The 20,006-nt window shown below is 42.9% G+C and carries 17 protein-coding genes; 11 read left to right on the top strand and 6 right to left on the bottom strand.

Annotated features, from left to right (window positions below; translation table 11 throughout):
* Positions 1-25: 25 nt before the first annotated feature.
* Entirely contained in the window at positions 26-877 is an 852-nt protein-coding gene (locus tag ICN47_RS11800) for a bifunctional 2-polyprenyl-6-hydroxyphenol methylase/3-demethylubiquinol 3-O-methyltransferase UbiG (protein ID WP_216220138.1), read from the bottom strand.
* Between the two features lie 397 nt (positions 878-1,274).
* Between ICN47_RS11800 and ICN47_RS11795 the strand changes: the two genes are divergently transcribed.
* Genes ICN47_RS11795 through ICN47_RS11785 form a run of 3 tightly spaced genes read left to right on the top strand, consistent with a single transcriptional unit; the run spans position 1,275 to position 3,937 of the window.
* On the top strand, positions 1,275-1,985 hold the full coding sequence (locus ICN47_RS11795; protein WP_216220137.1) for a class I SAM-dependent methyltransferase: 711 nt from the start codon (positions 1,275-1,277) through the stop codon (positions 1,983-1,985).
* Between the two features lie 4 nt (positions 1,986-1,989).
* Positions 1,990-2,967, top strand: a complete 978-nt coding sequence (locus tag ICN47_RS11790) for a glycosyltransferase (RefSeq protein WP_216220136.1) — start codon at positions 1,990-1,992, stop codon at positions 2,965-2,967.
* Between the two features lies 1 nt (position 2,968).
* Positions 2,969-3,937 (top strand): NAD(P)-dependent oxidoreductase, encoded by a 969-nt coding sequence (locus ICN47_RS11785; protein ID WP_216220135.1) that lies wholly within the window; start codon positions 2,969-2,971, stop codon positions 3,935-3,937.
* A gap of 44 nt (positions 3,938-3,981) precedes the next feature.
* On the opposite strand, the gene ICN47_RS11780 is transcribed toward ICN47_RS11785, so the two are convergent.
* Both ICN47_RS11780 and ICN47_RS11775 read right to left on the bottom strand, forming a co-directional pair.
* Positions 3,982-5,661, bottom strand: coding sequence for a glycosyltransferase family 39 protein (locus ICN47_RS11780; RefSeq protein WP_216220134.1), 1,680 nt, complete (start codon positions 5,659-5,661; stop codon positions 3,982-3,984).
* A gap of 177 nt (positions 5,662-5,838) precedes the next feature.
* The gene (locus tag ICN47_RS11775; RefSeq protein ID WP_216220133.1) at positions 5,839-7,764 is read right to left on the bottom strand and encodes a glycosyltransferase family 39 protein; all 1,926 of its coding nucleotides are present in this window, start codon (positions 7,762-7,764) and stop codon (positions 5,839-5,841) included.
* A 363-nt stretch (positions 7,765-8,127) separates the two neighbouring features.
* Between ICN47_RS11775 and ICN47_RS11770 the strand changes: the two genes are divergently transcribed.
* Entirely contained in the window at positions 8,128-9,198 is a 1,071-nt protein-coding gene (locus ICN47_RS11770; protein WP_216220132.1) for a hypothetical protein, read from the top strand.
* Between the two features lie 59 nt (positions 9,199-9,257).
* Here ICN47_RS11770 and ICN47_RS11765 read toward each other — a convergent pair whose 3' ends face one another.
* The 3 genes from ICN47_RS11765 to ICN47_RS11755 are packed head-to-tail and all read right to left on the bottom strand — an operon-like array spanning position 9,258 to position 12,074.
* Positions 9,258-10,142 carry a glycosyltransferase gene (locus ICN47_RS11765; RefSeq protein ID WP_216220131.1) on the bottom strand — a complete coding sequence of 295 codons (885 nt, stop codon included), beginning with the start codon at positions 10,140-10,142 and terminating at the stop codon, positions 9,258-9,260.
* A 4-nt stretch (positions 10,143-10,146) separates the two neighbouring features.
* Entirely contained in the window at positions 10,147-11,166 is a 1,020-nt protein-coding gene (locus ICN47_RS11760) for a rhamnan synthesis F family protein (protein WP_216220130.1), read from the bottom strand.
* A 23-nt stretch (positions 11,167-11,189) separates the two neighbouring features.
* The gene (locus ICN47_RS11755; protein ID WP_216220129.1) at positions 11,190-12,074 is read right to left on the bottom strand and encodes a glycosyltransferase family 2 protein; all 885 of its coding nucleotides are present in this window, start codon (positions 12,072-12,074) and stop codon (positions 11,190-11,192) included.
* 167 nt (positions 12,075-12,241) lie between these two features.
* Between ICN47_RS11755 and ICN47_RS11750 the strand changes: the two genes are divergently transcribed.
* The 7 genes from ICN47_RS11750 to ICN47_RS11720 all read left to right on the top strand — a co-directional run bounded on the left by ICN47_RS11750 (position 12,242) and on the right by ICN47_RS11720 (position 19,988).
* Entirely contained in the window at positions 12,242-13,654 is a 1,413-nt protein-coding gene (locus tag ICN47_RS11750; protein ID WP_216220128.1) for a GMC oxidoreductase, read from the top strand.
* A gap of 17 nt (positions 13,655-13,671) precedes the next feature.
* A complete protein-coding gene (locus ICN47_RS11745) occupies positions 13,672-14,013 on the top strand; it encodes a hypothetical protein (protein WP_216220127.1) in 342 nt (113 codons plus the stop codon).
* A gap of 102 nt (positions 14,014-14,115) precedes the next feature.
* On the top strand, positions 14,116-15,054 hold the full coding sequence (locus ICN47_RS11740) for an NAD(P)-dependent oxidoreductase (protein WP_216220126.1): 939 nt from the start codon (positions 14,116-14,118) through the stop codon (positions 15,052-15,054).
* On the top strand, positions 15,054-16,379 hold the full coding sequence (locus tag ICN47_RS11735) for an NAD(P)/FAD-dependent oxidoreductase (protein ID WP_216220125.1): 1,326 nt from the start codon (positions 15,054-15,056) through the stop codon (positions 16,377-16,379). Before ICN47_RS11740 ends, ICN47_RS11735 begins: the two co-directional genes overlap by 1 nt.
* Positions 16,380-16,477: 98 nt before the next feature.
* The gene (locus ICN47_RS11730) at positions 16,478-17,143 is read left to right on the top strand and encodes a bifunctional 2-polyprenyl-6-hydroxyphenol methylase/3-demethylubiquinol 3-O-methyltransferase UbiG (RefSeq protein ID WP_216220124.1); all 666 of its coding nucleotides are present in this window, start codon (positions 16,478-16,480) and stop codon (positions 17,141-17,143) included.
* Between the two features lie 17 nt (positions 17,144-17,160).
* Positions 17,161-18,366 carry a hypothetical protein gene (locus ICN47_RS11725; protein ID WP_216220123.1) on the top strand — a complete coding sequence of 402 codons (1,206 nt, stop codon included), beginning with the start codon at positions 17,161-17,163 and terminating at the stop codon, positions 18,364-18,366.
* Entirely contained in the window at positions 18,366-19,988 is a 1,623-nt protein-coding gene (locus ICN47_RS11720; protein WP_216220122.1) for a hypothetical protein, read from the top strand. Before ICN47_RS11725 ends, ICN47_RS11720 begins: the two co-directional genes overlap by 1 nt.
* The last annotated feature ends 18 nt before the right edge of the window (positions 19,989-20,006 follow it).

Here is a 20,006-nt window from a genome sequence, read left to right as displayed (position 1 = left end):
TGCTTCAAAGATAGAGCCAGCATGGTCAAACTATTTTTTTTACCACTAAGGTTTGTAAATACCCTTTTTTAAATAGCACTCCAAGTTGGAAAATCATGCTTACTCCAAGGGTATAGACATATTTGATCACTATATTATTCGCTGGAAAATCAATCGATTGAATGGGAGCGTTATGGTGAATGACATCGATGATTTTCAAATCCTTGGTATTGCTAAAAAGCTTTTCTAAGCTATCTTGCGAAAAATGATTGAGGTGATGGGGATCGTATAGCCGATTAAAGATCGATGACACGCCACATAATTTTAAAAAGTTAGCAATTTGATAAAGTAGCCCCGTCTCGTTAATGGTCATAATACACGCAATACCATTAAGATTTAATAGGGAGGATATTCTTGCTGGAAAAGAATCCACCTTATCGATATGCTCAATAAAGGCAAGCGAAATCACCGCGTCAAAATGTTGATCAAATTGATGATGATTAAAGTCGCCACCAATCAACGTTATTCCATCTTTGTGCAGATTTTTTGCAGACAAGTCAATTCCTGTCAGCTTTAAATCTTTGTTCTTGTCATGCAGGTAATATAAAAAATCGCCATTACCGCAACCAATATCCAAAATCGATTTGCAATCATTAGCAGTAATTAAGCCCAGTAACTTTTGAAATAAGGGAATGTTTGGATTTTTAAACCAGTTCTCATGGGTTTTCAGATAATAGTTGACATCGTATGTCTCTTTAACTCTGATTGATTGTGTGTCGGTAAAAGGGTGATTGCATACTTGGCATCTATAGATATCTGCTGCGCTTGAACTTTTCCAAAAAGGGGCAGGCAATGCGCAAATCGGGCAGTGAAGACTTGGATGAAGGCTATTATTCATTTAATTGTGTATGGAGGGATTGCGAATGGCTGATTTGCTCAGGGGCTAGCGAAAGGACTTTTGGTTATTAAAGATAGGCTAATAGTAGTAGTGAAAGATCTTCATGAACCTCATAACGCATTTTCACCAAAATTGGTATTTAAAGCCAGTTTTTCTAAAAGATACATTCAACCTAGAGCTTTGGGGGCTCAGAAATGCAGCTCTTAGAAAGAGCCCAATAGCTGATCAGTGGGGAAAATTCGTATTTTTATAATCATTTCTTGTACTAGCATTATCTAGGCATGTCTTATTGGTGCCCCCAGAAGGTTGGATTCCCTCATATTCGTTGATTTTATACATCCTCATTCATAATATGGGTAGATAAATCGACTAGAAAAGTATGTAAGGACCATCCATTTTGTCAAATACAAAAAAGAAGCCTGAATTTGATCAATTGGCAGATGACTATGCGCAGCTTTTGAGTCAGGCGGTCACCATGTCAGGAGAGGCGCCTGACTATTTTGCTGAGTACAAGATCGCTGATCTGGCGCAATACTTAAGATCCCAATCTTTTGCCCCTCGCTCGATTTTAGATTTTGGCAGTGGTGTGGGTAACTCCATTCCTTTTTTTCGCCAGTATTTTGCGCAAGCAGCTTTAAACAATGCTGATGTTTCAGAGCAAAGTAATGCGGTAGCAAAAAAATGTTTTCCAGGAGATGAAAACTATTTCCAGATCTCAGAGGGCATTCCACTGCCAGACAATAGTCAGGATCTGGTATTTTCCTCCTGTGTATTTCATCACATTGATCCAGCAGAGCATAGTTTTTGGCTTGCGGAGATTATGCGTGTTTTAAAGCCGGGTGGCTATTTAGCCATCTATGAACATAACCCTTTTAATCCCTTAACTCAGTGGGTTGTGCGCCACTCTCCACTTGATGTCAATGCCATCTTGATTTCACCCAAAAAAATGCAGCGCCAATTTCATGCGATAGGCTTTATAGAATCTACTCTGGCTTATAAAGTGTTCTTTCCAAAAGCGCTCGCTTTTTTAAGGCGGTATGAACATCTTCTGGGCCCTATTCCCATAGGGGCGCAATATCGATATGCTGCCAAAAAACCGATAAACTGAGCTTATGAATTTAATGCCATCTCCGATACGAGTATCCATTGTTATTCCAGTTTATAAAGGCGAGAAAAGTTTGCCTTCTTTATTGGGTGAAATTGCTCAACTTCATCAGGTACAAACTACACCGTCAGGCAATATCTTTGAAGTTTCAGAAGTGATTTTGGTTCACGATTGTGGTCCTGATCATTCAGATGTAGTGATTGAGCAATTAGTGGAGCGATATGATTTTGTTCGCTCCATTTGGTTATCTCGTAATTATGGCCAACATCCGGCAACTTTGGCGGGGATGGCAAGTTGCACTGGTGATTGGGTAGTAACAATGGATGAAGATCGCCAGCAAAATCCCCAGGATATTGCTCCCATGTTAGATCTTGCAATAAAAGATTCTCTGCAAATTGTCTATGCAAAACCAATGAATGCTCCACCACATGGTTTGGTACGAAATATGCTTAGTGCCACAGCAAAAAAAATTGCGTTAACACTTTTTGGCGGCTCGCATACTCCTGGCTCATTTAATAGTTTTCGCTTGATTGATGGTGAAATAGCGCGAATACTAGCTGCCTATTGTGGCGATGGCGTCTACTTGGATATGGGGCTATTTTGGGTGGCAACGCGCATTGGTTACTGCAACGTCCTTTTACGTCAGGAAGATAGGCAGTCGAGCTATTCAATGGGTATGTTGTTGGCGCACTTTTGGCGCATGGTACTCACTTCTGGGACTAGGCCTCTCAGATTGATTGCGATTGCAGGCGTACTTTCTTTTATGTTGGCAATATTGTTAATTGTCTATGCCTTGTATGGAAAATATATCTCTAGCACTCCAATACAAGGCTGGACCTCCTTGTTGGCGATCACCGCTTTTTTCTCTGGATTAATCATGATCTCCATCGGCGTTGTCGCTGAATACCTGGCTTTAAGTATGGGGATCGCCATGGGTAAGCCCTTGTATATGATTTCGAGTAAGCCAGTACGTCCCATTCGGTAACATGAAAAAAGCGTGGGTCATTGGGGCGGGTGGTTTGCTGGGCTCTCATTTAAGGGCAGAACTTCAAGCGCAATCGGGCATACAACCATTTATCCCAAGCGCTTTATTTGCGTGGGATAACAGTGAGACACTTTTGCAGCAGTTTAAAGTGGCAGTTGAAGATTTTGCACGGACAGTGGCAGCAGAAGATGAGTGGATGATTTTCTGGGCTGCTGGCATTGGTACTATGCATAGTACTGATCAAGATTTAGCTGGAGAAACATATTTTTTTACACACTTTTTTCAATTGGTTTTGCATTCGAACTTAAATCTGAGTAAGGGAGTATTTCAGTTTGCCAGCTCTGCAGGAGCGCTCTACGCTGGATCAGCCGATGGTGTGATCAATGAAAGTTCACCAGTATTTCCGATTAATCCATATGCCAAAGAAAAGTTAAAGCAAGAACAGGTTTTAGAAAATGCTGTTCTGCAAAATCCCCAATTAACCGTATTGGTAACGCGCATCTCTACTTTGTATGGCAATCGAGTCAAGCAAGTAAGCAACCAAGGATTGTTGGCAAAAATTAGCCATCAAGTCGTTCGCAATCAAGCAATACATATTTATGTACCACTAGAGACAATGCGCGATTACATCCATGCTCAAGATGCAGCCAGTTGTATTGTGAATACCACTCTCAGTATTCGGCAAAAAGGAGGAGGTTTTTATATGAAGCTGGTTGCCTCAGAAAAAGCTTATTCGATTGCAGAGATTATCGCCATATTTAAAAGGGCCGCCCATAAAAACATCAAAGTCATTCATTATGCAATTCCAACAGCTGCTTACTATCAGAAAAATATTCAATATCGCTCAAGTTTTTTGAAAAATGACTTAGATATGTCGGCAAGAAATCTATTAATTGGAATTGCCCAGTTACTCCAAAGCGAGCGGCTCTTATACGGTCATCCAAAAATCCATCAGCAAAAGCATTCTTAATATAGACTCGATTTTTTTAAATCTATCTGGTGGGTTGCACGAGTCTACTGAAATTTTGCCGATAGCAGGCCAATGCCTAATGCCCTACTATCATCCTTAGAGATGCCGGTCTGAATCGGTGAAACTGACCCTGGTGTGCTGAACTGGATTTCCAATGATCTAGCATCATTCATATCACTTGTATTAATCGGCACCACAACAGTATTGGAATTGGCATCTTTTAGCGTAAATACTTGAATAGGCCCTCCATTGACGCGCACATGCAGTGATTGCTCGGGATGGCTTGGCGAAATAATGGTTTTCAGATCAAAGGCGATTGCTCGGGTTTTAGTTGGCACATTGGTAAAGCGCAGCATCGCCCCATCAGGTTGCGACCAAATTCCCCAAGGTTCTTGCTCGTGCCAATGCGCTCCCAGATACAGGGATCCATAGCCTTTGGGGTTAAAAAGAATAGGGCGTTTTAAAGTGATGCGGACCAATTCATCGGGAAGGCGAGGTTTGCCTTCCTTGGGAACATCAGTGCACCGCATTTTTTGCTCTGTCATCAAAGTATAGGCTTGGTTAATTTTTGAAGCGTCTGGTAAAAAATATGCCTTGGCCATGGTGGGGTAATGCCAGTAGAGGCGATATTGGTAGAGACTAAAAAATACGACACCAATACATAGTGCAGCAATATACACGCGCCTACTGTTAAATACCCTGGATAAAAAATGGAGCAAGACGCCAGTGAGGATGGCATAAAACGGCCAGCACCCGATAGTACGTAGAGCATGGGGATTACCTTCATTAGTGAGCGCTGCTGGAATAACATTACTCACAATGCCTAAAAGTGCTATGACCAGTAATTTTTTTTCAGCGTCTGAGAAATAAGCTAGAGTCGATTTTTTAAAGCGCAGCATTACCCAAGTGAGCGCGCCAACAATGAGCGCTGCGCCATCTAAATAACTAAGCTGCCCAAAAAGTCCAATCGAGTGACGCGGATTTTGATCGCCGCCAAAAAATAAGAATTGAGGACTAAAGTGAGCAGCAAATTGTTTGATGCCAATCCAAGCTAATTGCGCTCCATCCAGATTGCGATACGCATTGGTAGAGTAGGGACTCCATAGAGAGCGCAGCTCTGAGCGCGCTATGAACTCCGGTATTTGCATTTGCAGTATTAAAGGAATGGCGAGTATTAATCCCCAAAGAGAAACCCAGGCTTTTGATTTCAGATTTACGCCTGGATAAAAGAGCCAGATTAGCGGAATAGCAATGCGTAGTGGCGAATAAGAATAGGCTGCCAGGGTCAGTAGAGCAGCAGTTAAAAAGGCATCGGCAAACCGGCGGTTGGAATAAAGAGCGGCAATTAAAAAGAACACACCTAGCGGCGGATCCCAGGTAATGCGCGAAAAATGAAATGACCAGGGCATGATGGTCGCTGCAAAAGCCACATAAAGCGCTACTTTTTTGGAGGACTCATTTTTAATCCATGCATAGAGTAGCCAAATGGTTAGCATCGAAATAAAGGCGATAAAAGCACGCAGGGCAAAAATCGAATCACCAAAAAGTGCTGCCCACATTGCTTGGCCATAAAGATAAGCGGGGGTGTAAAACGCGTCATTTACGCCAGGGGCAAACAGCGGCAAAAAATCGCCGTAAAAATCATGCCCAGTTTCACGTAGGCAAAGTGCATTTACAACGCCGGCGACTTCATCAACATAAAAGCCCGGAGGGGTGTATTCCAACCCAAAAAATTTGAAGCTATTAAGAAAAATAAGGAGGTAGATCAAATCAACAATGAAGTGAGGTAAATGCCAGAGCGGATCTCAGAATATGCATGCTTACCTAAATCATAATTGATTTAGGTTGAACTGGCGACCCAAGGATAGTTGGCATCAAGTAAAGCGTCACACCATCAATTTTTAAAATTCAAAAGCAATTTTTTCAATACCAATCCCCAGTTTTCTGGTATCTAGATTGCGAGGATCGATCTCTTTGGGGGAGGTGGGGGTAGGTGGGATAATTTGTATCGTGTTTGAGGATTCTGAGAGATCAAAAGGCACTTTAAATAATTGCATCTCATTACTTAAAACAATTTGCTTTTCACTCGAACCTATTTTGATGGTGGTCGGCGCCCCTACATTTGGCCCAAACCCCTTGGCGGTAATGAGTAGATTGATTTTTTTGGGCAATAGTTTGACAAAGGTCAGGGTTACCCATTTAGCGTTATTAGCCTCACTCCACCTTCCCCAGACTTCTGGACTACTAAGGCCAGTGTGCTTCACTACAAAATAGGGATAAGCAGCTTGATTTAGCAAAAAGCCTTTACGTAAGAAAAGATAAAACGGATTTAATTCATTAGAAAAATTGAGTTTGTAAACGGCGTACCAGCGTTCTAAATCCCAAATGCTTCCTGACACAATGGTATGAATGACATCATAAAAATCATGCAGGGCAGGATCGACAATCTGATTTGTGTTACTGGCTATGGTTTCTAGATAGCCTGCTGGAAGATCACGAAAGTAATGACCTACTCGCCAGCTAGGGTCTGGGGTGATAGGAATCTTGCTCAGAAAGGGATCGGCTAGCGCGCAATCGATAATGAAATGGGTGGCTGGGCCAAAAGAGAGGATGGTAGAAATAGAGTTATCGCAAATCACCTTAGTATCTTGAATAGTTTTTAATCCAGATTCCCAGTGCAAGGGTCTAAAAGTCTCACGTTTAGCATTAAGCAACCCATAGGATTGGTAATAAAAACCTCTTTCATCCGCAATGCCAGCGGCTGAAATTTTATGAGATTCATAGTAGGAATCGCTCAGGAGGGTATATTTCATATTTGAAATTCCGAGCACTAAAAACAATAGTAACAATAGTTGAAATTGCTTTTGAGAATAGGCTTTAGAGCCAATAATAAAAATAGCCAGAATAAATGGTGCTACAAAAAAACGCCCTGACATAAAGTCGCCACCAATGTAGAAAATGTACAGAAGATATAAACCAATGCCATAAGCTATGGGCTTTAATTTGGCTTGTTGTAATCCAAAAAAGAGTCCAATGAAAATTACAGGGAGAGTGATAGAGTCCGCTCCAATTGAATCGAGAAAGTACAGACCGCCTTGGATAATCGATTGATCTAATGGAATACCGGTGCTGAGCTTGGCATAAGCAGTATTTGGTACGAGTGAGCCATAGTAAATTAGGGAAATTGCGCTCCAAGCCAAAGCAGGGAGTGCACCTAAAAAGATGCCTAGGACTAATAATTTTTTAGGAAGGCGGCTGTAATAGATTAAGCGGAGCCCAAGAGGGGCTAATAATAAAATGGCATCTTGCCTAGAGAGGTAAACACAGGATGCGATAAAGAAAAAGGCAATGAACTTTTTTAACTGTGAATGTTCTTCGACTTGGTTAGCTAGCAGTAGTGCGCAAACGAGCAGTACATTGGTGAGGGGGTTTTCTAATCCAGAGCTAGAGTAGTCTATGAAGGCTTTGGAGCTGACGATGCAGATTCCAGCCAAAATAAGGCTCTTGGTATTCATTTCTCGCCGGGTGAGTAATAAAAACACTGCTACAAGTGAGCAGGCGATGCAGGCAATATAAGCGGCGCTAAACGGATTTTGGGTAATGAGAGTAAGACCCGAGAGCAGAAAAAACCAAAGCGGATGGGTAAAGCTTTGAACGCGCTCACTTAAATTGAATTGGGCCCCATAGCCATTTAAAAAATTGAGAATCGGTCTAAACGTAAAGCCCATATCATCGCTAATCCATGCAGTTCGGATTAATTCGACTAAAAAGATAGCAATAAAAATGAGCGCAAGGTGCCGTAAGTATAAGTTCAGCTTTAATTGCATCGGAGTGTCTTGTGCTATCAACTGGGCAAACTTCTCATTATTTTAGAATCTTTAATTATATAAATTTTTATAAATATTAGACATTCTTTTTCGTCTATCCGCTCCTGCGTTTGAAGGGGGAGGGGGTGAAGTATTCGCTGGGGAAGTTACAAAACACACCATTGGGGCCTGTCCCGGTTTTTACAAAACGAACTAAATAGCCCTTATTGAGCTAATTGACTCAATAAGGGCTATTTGCTGATTGCTCCCTTGCCCCTTTCATGGGCCTAGCCTTGGCGAAAATCCCGTAGAATTTTGCAAAACGAACTCAGACTTTGGATTGGGATGCTATTCGCCTTGGGTAAAAGTGCTTTAACATAAGCCATGCCTTCCAAAAGCCTGATTATTTATCACTACTTTGAAAAAGATGCGAGTTATCGAGATAACTTTTTGCACTTTCTCATCTTTGGTATTAGCGCTGCGCACGATTATGTTGTAGTGGTCAGTGGTGAATGTTCTGTCGATCTGCCGCGTTTAGATAACGTTCGGTATGTCATAACTGAGGCCAAAAAAAGTGATTTTGGTGGCTATGCCCAGGTGATTAATGCAGGTCTTGATGTGGCAGCGTATAAGGCCGTCGTATTTATTAATTCCTCTGTACGTGGCCCTTTGGTTCCACCTTATCAAACCCAGTCATGGCTAGAGATTTTTTTGGCTCCTTTGGCAGGAGATGTGGGGATGGTGGGCGTCTCGATCTGCACCTTAAAAGAAGACTTTCGCCATTCGATCCATTATCAAGAGCGCTTTGGTGGGCAGCCTCCTTACTCACATGTACAAACCATGGCCTATGCCATACGCCCAAAGGTGCTAGATCAACTCATTAGCGATGGCTTTTATCAAGAAGATCGGGATAGCAGCAAAACTTTGGCGATTGAAAATTACGAAATTCACCTATCTCAATTAGTTTTGGCGATGGGGTGGAATTTACGGGGCCTCTTGCCAGAATTTAATCGCATCGACTATCGCTTGCCACATGTGAACCCTAATCCGAGCTCTACAGTGGGAGATCCCAATGAGGTGCTGGGTTACTTTGGACGCAGTGTTCATCCCTATGAAGTGCTCTTTGTTAAAACCAATCGCCACCTCTATACCGAGGGCTATTTGGACCGCTTAGCGTACTCTATGTATCAGGCTCTGCCTAATGCTTTACCTCAGACGCTACTCTCCAATAGCAGTGTCCAAGCTTATGTCGAGAAAATTCGTGCTAGCGCCTTATCCAAACAAGCAGTAGCCGATTTTAGCTATCTGCCCGGGCAAGTTGAAGATGCTGCTCAGCTAGCAAGGCTGACTGAAGAATTTGCTTACAGCCAAGTGCAATTGCAAAACATATTGAATTCGACTTCTTGGAAAATCACAGCGCCCTTACGCCGCTTGATTGCCTTACTGCACAAATAAATATCGATCCAAACTGTTAACTAAAAGCATTAGCTGTCAATTTTTTTTAGTTTGGATCCTTAAAGGCGTTTGCACGTATAACGCCACCACCATTGTTGTAAAAAATGAGCCCTTAATTGAGTGCTAAATGGAAATGGTGCCTCGGGATGAAGCTTTGCAAAATAAGCTTGATATTGTGGCAAAAGAGTTTCTAGCTTTGCCTCGGGGAACTTCCAATTGAGGTAGCGCACTTCTTTAGAAAAAGCTTCTGGGCTAATGCCAAACTGGCTTTGCCCTTCCCAAATGCCATTGGCAATATGAATGTCATTAATGATTTTGACTTTGAGTTTTTGTGCAAAGACTTGGTAGTAAAAATCGCAATCAAATAAAAGCTTGAGATGCTCATCAAAAGTAATTTTGGTAAGTATTGACTTGCGAACAGTCAGCACTGAGGGTGAGCTTGCGGTGTTGTTGCCAAATAGAAAATAGGGATTTTCTACTGGAGTCATTGGGTTAAAAAAGGTTAGGCTATCTTGCGTATGGGTAGCAGCGCTCATGATGCAATCAGGATCGTGCTGCGCGATCTGCTCAAGCACAGTTGCCAAGTAATTGTCTTCTACCAATAGATCATCTTGAAAGAGGATTTTGACAAAGGATCCCTTTGCATAGCCAATGGCACAATTGAGGTTATGGGCTGCTACACCTTTGCCAGTAGTGGTTCGGTGGTAGTGCACAATAATCCCATCTGGTTGATTGGCAATCAGGTCTTTAGTAAAGCGTTCAACAAAATATTCAATCTCATGATCAGCTGATTGATCGCTAATACGTACTTCAATCAAAGCGGGATCTCCAAGTCGCTGCTTTTGGATGGAATCTAAACAGCGTTTTAAGAAAGTGACCCCTTGAGCCTTCATCTCATAAGTAGGAATGACGATCGAAATGATGGGCGGCGATACTTTGGGCATGTGCTTATGGATAGTAAGAGATGGCGCTCGGGTAGCGTAACAAGCCAATTGGATAGCCTTGTGCTTGCGCTATATGCGCTAAGCTGCGTTCAATGGCGTGCATGATCGTGGCATCACTTTGGCCTTGCTCAAGATCAAAGTCACTAGGCGTAAAGGGATAGTTGAGCAAGGGTTTGAGAGCTTGTGGGTTAGCCCAAAACATCGTGCCCGCTGGAAATTCAATATAACCATCAGGCGGCTGGGGTACTGTGAGTTTGTTGCATAAATCATGCGCCCCCGCTAGATTTTGTGCCCACTGACAATTTTGCACGTCAATGAGCGGAAACTTTTGTGGGTAAATCAGACCATAGGTGGATAAAAGCTCGATGATCTTGGGTATGCGTTCTTGCTGATTAGAGAGCAAACCCTTCCAAAGATAATCTCGCCAAAGATTGCCAATAGCATTGGTAGCTACACTTTTTTTAGTGTGGACATGGGCGATGCAATCGTATTGTAGTAAGTCTTTTCCATAAGCGTAGAGCATGGGTCCAAGGTCGCGACCGCGATTAGGGGTAATACGAATGTGTAGCGCCTGTAATTGCGCTAGCCCGTGAAATTGACTACGCAGTAACTCTTCATTTGTAGCATCGACTGCAGAGATCAGTAGATCGAAGGGCAATGGAAACTGCGATAACAGTGCTACTAATTGCGGGACTAAGTCGAGATAAAAAATATGGGCGTGAATCGCAATTTTTTTAGAAGGCGATGTTGTTGGACTGGCGATCTTTTCAAGATCGATGATGTGAATTGAGCTAGGGCGATTGTCAATAAAGAATGCGCAGGCTTTCCTCCAATCTTGATAAGCCGAGCTTTGTTCAAACACACTAGGCAGATTGCCAAAGAGAAAATTGCGCCAAGCAAATCGATAGGGTGGCGGCATTTTTTCAATTGATACCAATAGCTGATGTTGCAAGTGGTTGGTCGCGCGAATTTTGGCGCTACGCATTAGGCGCAAGATAGTTGATGGTGGAGAGAATTGCGTCATACAAAAATAATGCGCACTAAGCCTTAAGGCAAAAATCGCTTATGAGTTACTTCCCAGTGTGCTTGCTCACTCTTGGGCGTTTTATTGTCAATAAATGCACCTTCATAGCCCATACGGTTTTTGATCCAATTGCCCAGTTCTGGTAATTGAGCAACGCTACTAGATAGCCAGCTACTCGTAGTAGCTTGCCATCCCAATCTTGCTCTAGCTGCTTTTAATGCTTGAGTCGCTTGTGCCATGTAAGTTTGATAATCCTCACTACGCTGTCCTTCCATCATGCGAAAGCCTCCAAGCGGGTAACTGACGCCATGGAGCTGCGCAAATTCATAAAAGCGGCACCACAGCGCAAAGTCACCGGCCAAATCGTAATTAGGAATAGCGGCACCTGCTTTTTCCCACAAGGAGCGGCGCCAAAAACTCGACTCTTGTTGGAGCCAATATCCTTTTTTGGTAGTGGTGGGTAAGTAGAGGCCATCTAAAAAGGCTTGCCGGCTAAATCCCGGTAGCATTCTGACTTGCGCTAGGTTGCCTTTAGCATCCCAAGAAGCCGGTTGCAGGGAAGTGATCCACTCTACTGAATGGAGCTGCGAAAAAATATCAGCAACGACAAAGAGGGCATTGGGTAAAAGCTTATCATCGGCATTAAGCCAACACATAATCTCACCAGAAGACTTGGCTAAACCTTGATTGATAGCATCGTATTGACCACCATCGGACTGACTTTGCCAGTAAGTCAATTCATTGGCATAGGTTTCAATAATTTGCGCGCTGCCATCGCTGCTAGCACCATCCATCACGATGTATTCCAAGTTTGGATAGCCTTGGCCAAGAACGGATTCAATCGTTTGGGCAATCGTACCTTTAGCGTTAAATGCAGGGGTGACTATGCTGATTTTGGGATGGTGCATACAGCTGCGCTCTCAATCTGAGGGTAGAGGTGCTCAGTATAAGCTTTTGGGATGGGTTTTCAGGCCAAAATACCTCAAGTGCGCCTTCAGATGGATCGCTAAAAGCCCTTATAATTCATGGCATTATGTCATTTCCCTTTTCCGGCCAGGCCGATAGATAAGTCTTTATGGATCCCGTTAAATTTTTTGATGCAGATGTGATTGTGATTGGGACGAGTATTGCGTCTCAATCGGTGATTGGTCAGCTGCGCAATACAAATTTACGTATTTTGGTGCTTGAAGGCGGTGATTATGAGCGTACGGACTTTGCCGATAGCCTCACCTTTAGTGATGAGCGTGGGCATTACGTTAACCATCATTGGGGCGGTCATTGGTCGCGCGTCTATGGTGGCGCCTCGCGCATCTGGAATGGCTTTTCGGCTCCCCTAGAAAAATGGGATATGGTTGGTATTGATGGTAGGCCAAAGTGGCCAATATCCATCGATGAGCTGGAGAAATGGTATCGCCTATCGGCGCCTTTGATGGGGGAAGATCCCTCAATCGCCAACTTAGTCAAGTACGACACGGCCAAGCTTTTTGTAGACCGTCCTTACATCATCATGGATCCACCGTTGTCTTATTCGGATCCCAAGTTGCTGACCAAATTGAAGAACGTGGAATTACGCGTCAAACACAACGTCATCAAATTTACGGCCGATGAAAGTGGAGCTCATATTAATGGGATTTGGTATTCAGTTGATGGAAAAGTGCAGTTCGCAGGTGTCAAGAAAAATACCAAGATTGTTTTAGGTGCTGGTGGCCTGGGTAATGCCCAAGTTTTATTACAGCCTGCAGAGAACCGTCAGGTACCTGTTGGAAATGAATCGGGCCTAGTGGGTAAAACCTTGATGGCTCACCCGCATGTCCCAACTGGCGAGGGCTTTGTAGATCCTAAGGTAGTGGCAAAACCCACTTGGGCTCAAGTCAAATACCGTAAATGGCTACCTGCTTACATTGTGGGAGCAGACTATAAAACAAAACTCAATTTACTCAATGCCTCGATCTCCCTTACCTTGGCCGCCGTGCGAGAGCTCAGCCCCAATGAAGCAGCAGTGCAAGAGTTTTATGAGAAAAAGTGGGGCAAGAAATTAGAGTTACATACTTTTTATGCTCGTACAGAGCAGCTTCCTAATCCAGACAATCGCATTGAAATTGTGGCGGAAAAAAATGGTGCAGGTTTACACAAGCTCAAAATTTATTGTGTCTTTGGCGCTAGGGACATGATGTCCATTGATACGACTGCCAGGATGTTGGCTGATCACTTATTGAAAAATAAGTTGGGTGTTACCACCATTGACAATGAGTCGATTTTCTTGAATACCTGGGGTTGGGCGCATCCAAGCGGAATCACCCGTTTTGGCAGTTCACCAAAAGACAGTGTCTGTGATAGCAATGCACGGGTGTGGGCGTATCAAAATTTGTATATCAATGGAAGCAGCTTATTTCCAACAGTGGGATATGCCAATCCTACTTGGGGTATTGCTGCTTTGGGTATGCGCTTAGGTGATCACCTTAAGCAAACTTTTGCGAAGAATGGCTAGGTAAGGTCACCTTATTTATGAATAGAAGACAAATTCTCAAATTAGGGCTTAGCTCCACCATTGTTGCTATGGTGAGCCCCTGGGTGATGGGTCAACCTAGTAAAGCCCCAGCTGCAGCGCCTAATCCTGCCTCTACGGTTGTCGATGACACCATCTCATATAACGCAGGCTGGGTGATTCAGTTAGATGATAAGGCGCGCCTGCTTGAAATTGAGGCTAGAAAGAATCAAGAAAAAGAAGAGCTATTAAAACAAAAGGCGAACAAGCAGGGCGATGGTACTGCAGCGCCTAAAGAGAAGTCCAAATCGATTGGCGACAAAATGCAGGACTGGGCAGGAAAGATCAAAAACTTATTTTAGACCTCTCTATTTTCAGGGGAATATGACTGAAATTTTTGTTCACCATATTTCTTTTTGAATGTAATCTTTGCGGCTCCCATATTAGTGAAACTCGTTTTACCTATGCAAACACAAAAAATATTCTTGCCTGGCGGCGCAGGTTTGGTAGGGCAAAATTTAATAGCTCGGCTAAAGGCTCGCGGGTATAGCAATATTGTGGTTTTTGATAAGCATGTCACCAATACCGCTATTTTGAGATCCCTACATCCTGATATTGAAGTTGTTGAGGTTGATTTATCTAAGTCAGGCCCATGGCAAAAGCGCTTTTCAGAAGCAGATGTCGTTGTGATGTTGCAAGCCCATATTGGTGGATTAGATTACGCAGACTTTGTTGCTAATAACATCACCAGTACTGAGCATATTCTGAGTACCATGAAAACGGATCGACCCCCCTATCTGGTTCACATTAGTTCATCGGTAGTGAAATCGATAGCAGATGATTTTTATACCCGTAGCAAAATTATTCAAGAAGAGATTGTGCTTAAAAACGGCATAGATTGCCCCATTTTGCGGCCCACCTTAATGTTTGGTTGGTTTGATCGCAAGCATTTAGGGTGGCTCTCACGATTTATGCAAAAGACCCCCTTTTTTCCTATTCCAGGCAATGGGCGCTTTATGAGGCAACCGCTTTTTGTGGGAGATTTTTGCGACATTATTATCAGCTGTATCGAGTCCCGCAAGGCGGGTGGAATATTCAATATTTCTGGCCAGGAAAAAATTGATTACATCGATATGATTCGGGTGATTAAAAAAGCGACGCATTCTTCAACTCGCATTATCAAAATTCCCTACAATGTGTTTTATGGCTTACTGTGGTTGTGGAGCTTGGTAGATAAAAATCCACCTTTTACTACTCAACAATTAGAAGCTTTGGTAGCTAAGGATGAATTTGAGGTAATCGATTGGCCAGCTATTTTTAATGTGAAATCGACCCCATTTGAACAAGCAGTTGCTCAAACTTTTACACACCCTATCTACAGTAAAGTAAGCTTAGATTTTTAATGAGCCAACATACTCCATCCACGAGCAAAAAAGAACGCATTGCTGTTCTTGGCGCTGGTCCTATGGGCCTAGCAGTGGCATATCAGCTAGCTCGCGATGGTTATGAGCCCGTGATATTTGAAGCGGATGATCGTATTGGCGGCATGACTGCTGCCTTTGATTTCTCAGGTACCAGTATTGAGCGTTACTACCATTTTCATTGCACTTCAGATCAAGCATTTTTCGATATCTTGAAAGAGCTTGGTCTATCAAATCAATTACATTGGACGCATGCCAAAATGGGATTTTGGTTTGGCAATCAATTGCAAGACTGGGGCAATCCGATCGCGCTCCTAAAGTTTAAGGGTTTGGGTCTTATCGCCAAGATCCGATATGGCGTACATGCTTTTTTATCAGTCCGTCGCAATGATTGGCACAGTTTGGATCATAAGGATGCAGTGACTTGGGTAAAAAAATGGGTTGGACCTGAGGCCTATGATGCCCTTTGGCGGCTATTGTTTGAATATAAGTTTTATGAGTACACCCATAATCTATCTGCTGCCTGGATTTGGAGTCGCATCCGCCGTCTTGGTCGTTCGCGCTATGACTTATTTCGGGAAAAATTGGGCTACTTAGATGGTGGATCCGATACGCTCCTGCGCGCCATGCAAAGTGATATTGAAAAGCATGGTGGCGTGATACGCCTAAGTACTCCGGTTCAAAAGGTGCGCATTGAAAATGGAAGTATTCAGGGCGTAGAGCTCAAAGATGGATTTGAATCCTTTGATAAGGTGATAAGCACTATTCCGCTGCCTTATGTACCTAAGCTAATTCCAGATTTACCCCCAACGATTTTGCAGCAATTTATTGCGAAGAATAATATTGCTGTAGCCTGTGTCATTGTCAAAATGCGCAAAGCGCTCACGGATTATTTTTGGCTCAATACTAATGATCCGGAGATGGATATTCCTGGCCTAGTGGAATATTCCAATTTGCGACCCATGGGTGAAGAGCACATTGCCTATGTGCCGTTTTATCTGCCGGGCGAGCATCCTAAATTTGCAGAGTCTGATGAGGTCTTCAGGAGCAAGGTGAAGGCTTACTTTAAGAAGATTAATCCAAGCCTATTGGACGCAGATTTTATCGATATGCGGGTGAGTCGCTATCGTTATGCTCAGCCGATCTGCGAGCCAGGATATTTAGACAGCTTGCCGCCAGTGCAATTGCCGATTCAAGGCCTCTGGTTGGCTGATACTTCCTATTACTATCCAGAAGACCGGGGAATTTCAGAAAGCATTGGTTTTGGTCGAAAAATGGCAAAAGCCGCTACAACATCCATATCTTAGGGGTTGATGCTTCTATACTTGGGGCAATAGGGATTCTGATTACACGCCGGAAGGTGTGTCGCCCTCAAAACAGCAATAGTGACTAGGAATTGATGTAAATGAATGGAAGTGACTTAGCAGAGTTATATAAAATCCGTTTTGCAGAGGATCAGTTGCCTCGAAAAAATGATATTTGGCGAGTCATTTGCCAAAATTTCCTCCAAAAACTGATCAATCCGGGCGGCACAGTTGTGGATATCGCTTGTGGTTATGGGGAGTTCATCAACAATATTGTCGCTAAGCGAAAAATTGCAGTAGACATGAATCCGGATACGCGAGCTTTTTTGAGTCTGGATGTTGAGTTTCACCAATGCAATGCACTTCAAATTGATAAAGAATTGCTAGGCTGTGCCGACACTGTCTTTACTTCCAATTTCCTTGAGCACCTTCCTAGTAAAGATGTCTTAAATGAATTTTTGCAACAAGTCATGGGTCTATTGAAGCCGGGTGGTAAGTACATCATATTAGGGCCTAATTTGCGCTACATCCCAGGCTTATATTGGGATTTTTATGACCATCACTTAGGCTTGACGCATCTAGCCTTGATTGAGGCATTGCTGATGCAAGGATTTAAGCCTGAAATTTGTATTGATCGATTTTTACCCTACACCACACAAAATAGATTGCCAAATCACCCCTGGTTGGTAAGACTTTATCTTCAGGTGCCTTGGGTTTGGAAGATTATGGGACAGCAATTTCTGATCGTTGTTAGCAAGCCCAAATAAAAACAGAGGGCTGGGGCGTGAAAAAGATTTTTAGCGCAAAAACGATTTCCACACCAATTTTAGTTTTACTGGCCTTTGCATTATTATTGCTTCGAGCTTGGCCTCGACTCATACATCCAGAGGTTTGGATTGAGGACGGGGTAGAAAATATCTATGGTCTAGTGAACTATGGGCCTATAGATATTTTTAGACCAGTGGGTGGATATCTTGTCCTTGTTCCCAAGTTAATTACCTTAGTTTCGCTCTGGGTTTCTTTTATGTATTACCCTCTGGTTAGCACCATTTTGGCTTGGGCTTTTACTATTTTTGTTTTTATAGTAATTGCTAAGTCACCGCTGTATCTAAAAGGGCAAATTTTTCTGGCAATGGCATGTATGCTCATCCCATCAGATCCAGAGTGCTTTGGCTTGCCAATGTATACCTACTGGTGGAGCAGTTTACTGCTGTTTGTGATGGTGTTTTGGAGACCTCGTCAATATACCCCACTCAGAATTATCTTGATTTGTCTTTCATCACTTTCGTCACCAGTGTGTTTGGTTACTTTGCCACTTTTTTTGGTGAGATGTTTTATCTTTAAACAAGATCGATCGGAAATTAGACTATTTGGGTTGGCGCTTGGATGCGCTTTAGTTCAGATCTACGTCATGCATTCCCATGGTAAGTCAGCAGATTTCAACTTACTTTTTTCCTATCGCGCAGTATCGGTATTTTTAGGTTCTTACGTTATTGGAAATATAGATCCTGGCTTGAATTGGCTGGTCGGATGTTTGCTATTAGGGTTTATGGGTTGGGGGCTTTATAAAAACCGAAGCTTCCCACTGATTGCTTTGTATTACTTACTTTTAGTAAGTATATTGATGTCAATATATCGTGTCGATATTAATATTCTCAATCCAGTTAATGCTGGGCCGCGGTATTTCTTTTTCCCTTATATTTTATTGAGCTGGATCTTGATCCAGCTTGTATTTGATGGCCGCTATTTAATGCTGAGACTGGGGACAACTCTCTTTTTGCTCTCTTCAGTGGCTAATGCCATTCCACATCTCCAACGTAGCCATGAAGTACTCAATTGGCGGAGTCATATAAGTGACTGTTTACTTGCCGATAAACATTTATTTCCTGTGCATTATGTTGGTAGCGCTAGCGGTGTTTGGACTTTTGAGTTGACTAGAGAACAATGCGCTAATTTAGTCAAACGCGACTTTTTCTACCGAGTGCCTTAATGTCAATTTTTTCCTCAGCACTCAATAAGAACCCTTTGCATTGGCGTTATTTGGAACCAATTATTCGATACGGCCTGATTTGTTTTACCTTATCTATTGTGATTGGGCTCTCTTGGTTTCAGGGACGCTATCAAATCGATCCACATCATTGGGGCTTGATGTTGAGCAATGTGCAAGATATGGTTAGAGGGCGCCTTCCATATCAAGAAATATTTTTGCAATATGGAATTCTCACGCCCATCATTCAAGGCGCATTTTATGTTGTGCTTGAGGGTACTCTTCAGTCGATTTTTTTTGCAACAATTGCAGCCTATGCAATGGGGTTGTTGGGTATTTATTATCTTAGTTATGAACTAAGCTCGAGTCGAAAATTAGCCTTGTATGCATTGATCAGTTGCGCCTTATTGCATCCGATTGTCATTTACCCTTGGTCCAATTATATTGCTTTCCCCTTTATAGTTTTTGGCCTGCTTTTTTATATCAAAGGGCACAAAAAATCTTGGAATTATTTTCTTTCGAGCGTGCTGCTTTCTCTTGCCGTACTCTGCCGCGAGGGGCTCCTTATGCCCGTTATCGCTTTTGCGGTTAGTGGAATATTGCTGAAATTGGTTTATCGGGATCGATTCATTCAAGGCCGTGAGCTCGTTTATTTTTTAGTGGGACTGAGTTTTCCATTGGCGCTATTTTTTATTTATTTGATTGGTCAGCAGATCTTGGGATACTGGTATATCGATGCCGTATTACTTCCCCAAGCATATGCCCGTCAATTAATGGGCAATGGAATCTGGGGATCAGTAATGCATATGCTGAGCTATTTCAGCTTCGGCTTGCGGGTATTAGACGCGCGTTTAATGCTTTTAAGTTTGACTGTGTTTGCTTCAGCTTGTACCTGTTGTGCTGTGCTTCTTGGAATTGGTTGGCTGCGTGATCGCTGGAATTGCTTCATGGTGGGCCTTTTGTCACTACTACTATTGAGTTCCTCATTGCATTTGACGGAGTTATTTAGGCTTGCAACAGGGATGGTGGTGGGCGTTCCCTTGCTTTATTTTGTAGCCAACCGTTATAGGATTGCCACATTACTATTCTTGGGGTTTTCGATTGTTTCGGGGTGGACGATTATTTCAAATCCCCATAATGATTGGTTCCCGACCACTGAGCAACGCTATGATGGCTATAAGGGGGTTAAGCCATCAATATTTATGGGGCAGAGGTGGCCAAAGAAGACCTTCGATTATTACCAGGCAGTACAAAATGATTTGATGACTTTGCAAATGAGGGGTTGTGGCATCCAGTTCCATATAAACGATACTGAAGATTCATTCTTAGCAACGATTAGTCCCTTTAATGCCTTCCAAATGGCACCCTTTGGAAGGGGGCTTGCCAGTTCCCCAATACCCCTATTTGATGAATTGCGTCCTGAATTCAATTTTCAGGAAAAAATACGCTCCTCGAATGAGTTAGCAATTCTGACCTTTGAGGATAGAAAAGTATCTCATTTTGAGCCTCCAAAGGGCTATTTCATCTTTTCTAGCTTCCAGGCGCCTGCTGCTGCCTTTATTCCTGAGGGTAGGCGCTTGCTACTTTTGGCCCCATTAGCGTGTATGCCACCCAGTACCAATTAGAGCGCTATTCAAGCAGTT

It is taken from the genome of Polynucleobacter sp. AP-Latsch-80-C2 (assembly GCF_018882185.1).
Lineage (GTDB): Bacteria > Pseudomonadota > Gammaproteobacteria > Burkholderiales > Burkholderiaceae > Polynucleobacter.
The sequence above is the reverse complement of the archived record's forward strand: the minus strand, read 5'-3'. Positions and strand labels throughout refer to the sequence as shown.

Coding starts and splice junctions, on each gene's coding strand:
- ICN47_RS11800 (WP_216220138.1), bottom strand. CDS start 877: ATGAATAATAGCCTTCATCCAAGTCTTCACTGCCCGATTTGCGCATTG.
- ICN47_RS11790 (WP_216220136.1), top strand. CDS start 1,990: ATGAATTTAATGCCATCTCCGATACGAGTATCCATTGTTATTCCAGTT.
- ICN47_RS11785 (WP_216220135.1), top strand. CDS start 2,969: ATGAAAAAAGCGTGGGTCATTGGGGCGGGTGGTTTGCTGGGCTCTCAT.
- ICN47_RS11775 (WP_216220133.1), bottom strand. CDS start 7,764: ATGCAATTAAAGCTGAACTTATACTTACGGCACCTTGCGCTCATTTTT.
- ICN47_RS11770 (WP_216220132.1), top strand. CDS start 8,128: ATGCCTTCCAAAAGCCTGATTATTTATCACTACTTTGAAAAAGATGCG.
- ICN47_RS11765 (WP_216220131.1), bottom strand. CDS start 10,142: ATGCCCAAAGTATCGCCGCCCATCATTTCGATCGTCATTCCTACTTAT.
- ICN47_RS11760 (WP_216220130.1), bottom strand. CDS start 11,166: ATGACGCAATTCTCTCCACCATCAACTATCTTGCGCCTAATGCGTAGC.
- ICN47_RS11755 (WP_216220129.1), bottom strand. CDS start 12,074: ATGCACCATCCCAAAATCAGCATAGTCACCCCTGCATTTAACGCTAAA.
- ICN47_RS11750 (WP_216220128.1), top strand. CDS start 12,242: ATGGATCCCGTTAAATTTTTTGATGCAGATGTGATTGTGATTGGGACG.
- ICN47_RS11745 (WP_216220127.1), top strand. CDS start 13,672: ATGAATAGAAGACAAATTCTCAAATTAGGGCTTAGCTCCACCATTGTT.
- ICN47_RS11740 (WP_216220126.1), top strand. CDS start 14,116: ATGCAAACACAAAAAATATTCTTGCCTGGCGGCGCAGGTTTGGTAGGG.
- ICN47_RS11735 (WP_216220125.1), top strand. CDS start 15,054: ATGAGCCAACATACTCCATCCACGAGCAAAAAAGAACGCATTGCTGTT.
- ICN47_RS11730 (WP_216220124.1), top strand. CDS start 16,478: ATGAATGGAAGTGACTTAGCAGAGTTATATAAAATCCGTTTTGCAGAG.
- ICN47_RS11720 (WP_216220122.1), top strand. CDS start 18,366: ATGTCAATTTTTTCCTCAGCACTCAATAAGAACCCTTTGCATTGGCGT.